Genomic DNA, 5,211 nt, shown 5'->3' on the forward strand with positions numbered 1-5,211 from the left:
CTTCGGCGTCCTCAAGTCCGGCAAACCGTTCGACCCAATCCTTCATGGGGCTTGATCTCGATAACAGTATCTACAAAGCCAATCACTCGGCGGGCAATGCCACGGCGCGGCGCGCCTGGCGCCCCTTCCATGCATAGCCGATCCCCAGCAGCACGAACCACACGGGGCTGGCAATCAGCGCTTCGCGGGTATCCGGCTGCAGGCTCAGCAGCACCAGCACGAACACGAAGAACACCAGGCAGGCGTAGCACATCGCTACGCCGCCGGGCATCTTGTAGATCGACGCCTCATGCAGCTGCGGGCGCTTGCGCCGGTAAGCGATGTACGCAAACAGGATCAGCGACCACACGAACATGAACAGCACCGCCGACAGCGTGGTGATCAGGGTGAAGGCAGTGATCAGGTCGGGGATCAGGTAGATCATCGCCGCGCCCAGCAGCAGGCAGCAGCAGGAGAACAGCAGGCCCAGCGACGGCACCGCCGCGCGCGACAGCCGCGCGAACGTCTTCGGCGCATGCTGTTCCTCGGCCAGGCCGTACAGCATGCGGCTGGTCGAGAAGATGCCGCTGTTGGCCGAAGACGTGGCCGAGGTCAGCACCACGAAGTTGATCAGGCTGGCCGCGGCCGGGATGCCGGCCAGCACGAACAGTTCCACGAACGGGCTCTTGCCGGCTTCCACCAGACGCCACGGCGTCACCACCATGATCGCGACCAGGGCCAGCACGTAGAAGATGATGATGCGCACCGGGATCGAGTTGATCGCCTTGGGCAGGTTGCGCTTCGGGTCGGCCGTCTCGGCGGCGGTGGTGCCCACCAGCTCGATGCCGACGAAGGCGAACACCGCGATCTGGAAGCCGGCGAAGAAGCCGCTCATACCCTTCGGGAACAGCCCGCCGTCATTCCACAGGTTGGCGAACGAAGCCACGTGCCCCGACGGCGAACGGAAACCCCAGGCGACCAGGGCGAAGCCGGTCACGATCAGCGCGCAGATCGCGATGATCTTGATCAGCGCGAACCAGAACTCCAGCTCGCCGAACAGCTTCACCGTCACCAGGTTCAGGCTCAGCAGCAACAGCACGCACAGCACCGCCGGAATCCACGGCGCCAGCCCCGGGAACCAGAACTGCGCATACGCGGCGATCGCGATCACGTCGGCGATCGCGGTGATGACCCAGCAGAACCAGTAGGTCCAGCCGCAGAAGAACCCGGCCCACGGCCCGAGCAGGTCGGTGGAGAAGTCGATGAAGGACTTGTACTCGAGGTTGGACAGCAGCAGCTCGCCCATCGCCCGCATCACGAAGAACAGCATCACGCCGATGATCAGGTAGACCAGCAGGATCGACGGCCCGGCCAGGCTGATCGTCTTGCCCGAACCCATGAACAGGCCGGTGCCGATCGCGCCGCCGATGGCGATCAGTTGCAGGTGCCGGTTGGAAAGGCTGCGCCTCAGGTGGTCCGGGTGTTCCAGCGATGCGGTCATGCGGCGCGCCTTGACGGGGGGAAGGGGTCAACATACAGAAAAGCGGACGCGGCGTGCAGCTCCCGTCGTGCGCCTGCGCAAGTTTTCGGCAGGCGCCCGCATTTCGAGTCGGTCCGCGCGGGCGGCATCCAAGCCGCGCAACGCCTTGCGTTCTTGTCTCTAACCCTGCCCGCGCGGCTTGGCCGGCAGGCCGCGGAGGTAGGCGTACAGCGCGCTGATCTCCTCGTCCGTGAAATTCCGGGTCACCCGCACCGGCATGTAGTCGGTATTCAACCCCCGGCCGCCCGGCGCCACGCCTTCACGCAATGCCTTCCTCAAATCGGCCTCGCTCCAGCTCGCCAGGCCGCTCGGGTCCGGCGTGAGGTTGGCGGCGTCGGGCCAGTCCGGCGGCGTACCGGGGATATGCCCACCGGAGAAACCCGCGCCGTGGCAGCCGGCGCAACCCATCGCCAGGTAGGCGCCGTACGCGGCAGTCGGCCCGACCGCCGGCGGCCGGGTCGGCCGGGCCGAATGATCGACGACCTCCGCTGGCAGCAGCGGCACCTTGCCGGCCACGAACAAGATGCGTCCCAGCGGACCCACGCGGTTCACCGGGGGCGTGCGTCCGACCGCCGGCACGCTGTGCAGATAGGCCAGCAGATCGCCCAGGTCCTCGCCGCTGATGCCATTGAAGTCCTGCGCCGGCATGAACAGCAGCGAGCGACCGTCCGGTGCGACGCCATGTCGGATCGCACGAACCCGGTCCACGTCACTGAGCTTGCCGCCCGCACCGCCGGGCGTCAGGTTGCTGCCCGACAGGCGGGCAAACAGCGCATCATCGATGAAGGTGGCGCCACCCAGGTCTGGGCCATGGCAGTCCTTGCAACCGCGGATCGCGGCAATGTGGTCACCACGCCCGACTGCCGCCGCATCGGTCGGAACCGCCGGCACCGGCGGATCGACCCGGTACACCTTGGCCATGCGCCGCTCGCTCAGCACATAAGCCGAGAGCAGCACCGCCACCAGCAACACGAGCACGACGACCACCAGGCGGCCAAGCCACTTCCATGCCTTGCGCATAAAGCCCCCTTCCCCATTCCCTCTGCGGAAGCGCGCAGGCTAGCGCGATGTCCCATGCCGCGCCATCGGAATCTTGGGCAGGCGTAAGGCCCCAGCCGGCGCGCCATCGTGGTCGCCGCCATGGCATGAACCGGTTCCACGCCAGCGTGAAGCGGTAACAACGGGGGCAGCCCCACCCGGAGAGAACCTGACCAGCATTCTGGACGTCCCAACGTGTTTCGGCCGATCCCCGGGCGCCGGACAGTCCGATGAACGAACGCGGTCTTCGGGTGCGGTTTATACACAGGTCCGAGTCGGCGGCATTGGCTCAACAAGACCGTTCATGACTGAAGGAAATCCCCTTGCGGGACGGAAATGCAGTCTGACAATCGTTGCAACGGGAGCGAAAACGCCGCGGTTGCCGGGTCAGGTGCAGGCGCGTCGGGGACATGCAGTCCGGTTGATATTCCCGAGACGGAAAACGAACTCGTCCTTGCCTCGGTCCCTCTACGCCCCCGGATTCCAGGCTACCCGATTGCGGCCCTGATGCTTGGCCTGGTACAGCGCGACGTCGGCGGCGCTGATCAGGTGTTCGAAATCCGCACCGGTGGCGGTGGCTCCGCCGACGCTGGTGGTGATGTTGATGGCGCGGCCGCCGAACGCCGCCGGCTTCGCCGCCACGGCGGCACGCATGCGCTCGGCCAGCAGGCCGGCGTGCGCGGGCTGGATGGCGGGCAGCACCAACGCGAACTCCTCGCCGCCGTAACGCGCAAACAGGCTGCCGTCAGGCAGGCCCAGGTCGCGGATCACCCCGACGAAATGGCTGAGCACCGCGTCGCCCGCGGCGTGGCCCCAGCCGTCGTTGATCGACTTGAAATGATCCAGGTCGAACATCAGCACGCTGCACGCCTGCCCGCGCGCGCGGCAGGCCTCGACCAGGCGGCCGCCCGCCTCGATCAACGCGCTGCGGTTGAGCAGGCCGGTGAGCCCGTCGGTGCGTGCCAGCCGGCGCAGGTCCAGGGTCAGCCGCTCGGCCAGCATCAGGGTGAAGCCGGTGCTGAGCAGGAACGAGGACAGGATGCCGAACAGGTAATTCCAGGTGGTGAGCAGTTCGTCGAGCGGCGTGTGCGCCAACAGCCGCGGAAACAGCACCACCACCGAACGCAGCAGGTAGAAGACCGCGTCGATGGCGAAGATCAGGGCGGTGAAGCCGCAGGTGTTGCGCATGTCGCGCGGTGAGCGCCACAACAGCACCCAGATCATCCACACGTCCCAGACCACGCTGTACGCGCCGAACATCAGCGCCGAGACCGTCTGCGTCGGCGGCCACAGGTAAACGCAGACCTGGCAGGCGACGAACAACCCGACGACCGCCAGCGGCCAGCGCCAGCGCAGCGGGTAGCGCAGGTGGATGGCGATACCCATCAGCATCAGCGCATTGGCCAGCGCGATCATGCCGCTGCCGACGATCGTCGAGAGCACGCTGCCGTTTTCGTTCAGCCCCTGGGCGAGCGCGGCGACGGTCAGCACCCAGAACGCGCTGGCCCAGATGCGCAGCGCCGGCAGGCCGCGCAGCACCAGGCCGAGCAGGGTGAAGCTGATCGAGATGGCGATGCCGATGGCCGCGCCGATGACGCCGAGCGTGAAAAGATCGAAGTGTATGCCCATTCCCGTGATACGGACCCGCGAAGCGGAGTCAGCGTGCCGCTTCCGTCGTGCGCACGCGGGACGTTCGGGCTGACACCGCGCCCAAGTTAACACGGTGGCCGGGGAGGACGCGGCCGGCCGCGTCCCCGGCGTACCGTCCCGGCACCGGCTTCCGGCAGTTCCTGCCGGCAGTGGCGGCCACTCGGGGCCGGCATGTCGATATCGCACGCGCCCGTTCGTCGCATCGGCAGAACCCCACGCACGAGGCCGCCAGGCATGACGCTCAAGCTCTACGCCCACCCCTTCTCTTCCTACTGCCAGAAGGTGCTGGTCGCACTCTACGAAAACGGCACGCCGTTCGAGTGGCGCCTGCTCACGCCGGACGATCCCGCGCTGATGGCGGAGTTCGCCGCGCTGTGGCCGCTGAAGCGATTCCCCGTGCTGGCGGACGGCAACCGCACGGTGATCGAGTCGAGCATCATCATCGAGTACCTGGCGCGGCATCATCCCGGGCCGGTGCGGCTGATCCCCGCCGACGCCGACGCAGCACTCGAGGCACGCACCATGGACCGCTTCTTCGATCTGTACGTGTCCACGCCGCAGGGAAGGATCGTGTTCAACGCCCTGCGCGCCGAAACCGACCGTGATCCCTGTGGCATGGCCGAGGCGCGCGGCATGCTCGACACCGCCTATGCGTGGCTGGACGGCGTGATGGCCGCGCGCCCCTGGGCGGCCGGCAAGGATTTCAGCCTCGCCGACTGCGCCGCCGCGCCGGCGCTGTTCTACGCCGACTGGACACACCCGATCCCGGCGCAATACGCCCACCTGAAGGCGTATCGCCAGCGCCTGCTGGCCCGGCCGTCGTTCGCGCGGGCGGTCGACGAGGCGCGCCCCTATCGCCCGCTCTTCCCGCTCGGCGCACCGGATCGCGACTGAACCGACGCGACCGAACCGGCGCAATGGATACCTGCCTTAGCAGGGTGTTGAGAATGCGCCCCTCCGATGCCGGTCGATAGCTCTCGGCTATGGATCATCAGGCGTAGCCG

Annotated in this window: 4 protein-coding genes; 1 reads left to right on the top strand and 3 read right to left on the bottom strand. The window is 67.3% G+C overall.

The window, feature by feature from the left end; translation table 11 throughout:
- Nucleotides 1-82 precede the first annotated feature (82 nt).
- The 3 genes from cycA to RHOFW104R8_RS11185 form a co-directional block, all read right to left on the bottom strand.
- Nucleotides 83-1,480, bottom strand: coding sequence for a D-serine/D-alanine/glycine transporter (cycA, locus tag RHOFW104R8_RS11175; RefSeq protein ID WP_068094736.1), 1,398 nt, complete (start codon nucleotides 1,478-1,480; stop codon nucleotides 83-85).
- A 159-nt stretch (nucleotides 1,481-1,639) separates the two neighbouring features.
- Entirely contained in the window at nucleotides 1,640-2,539 is a 900-nt protein-coding gene (locus tag RHOFW104R8_RS11180; protein ID WP_068094732.1) for a cytochrome c, read from the bottom strand.
- Between the two features lie 486 nt (nucleotides 2,540-3,025).
- On the bottom strand, nucleotides 3,026-4,186 hold the full coding sequence (locus tag RHOFW104R8_RS11185; protein ID WP_235604413.1) for a GGDEF domain-containing protein: 1,161 nt from the start codon (nucleotides 4,184-4,186) through the stop codon (nucleotides 3,026-3,028).
- Nucleotides 4,187-4,441: 255 nt separating this feature from the next.
- Here RHOFW104R8_RS11185 and RHOFW104R8_RS11190 point away from each other — a divergent pair, with 255 nt between their 5' ends.
- Complete coding sequence (locus RHOFW104R8_RS11190) at nucleotides 4,442-5,101, top strand: glutathione S-transferase family protein (protein WP_068094729.1); 660 nt, start codon at nucleotides 4,442-4,444, stop codon at nucleotides 5,099-5,101.
- The last annotated feature ends 110 nt before the right edge of the window (nucleotides 5,102-5,211 follow it).

Origin of the sequence: Rhodanobacter sp. FW104-R8 (assembly GCF_001617365.1) — a bacterium.
Classification (GTDB): domain Bacteria; phylum Pseudomonadota; class Gammaproteobacteria; order Xanthomonadales; family Rhodanobacteraceae; genus Rhodanobacter.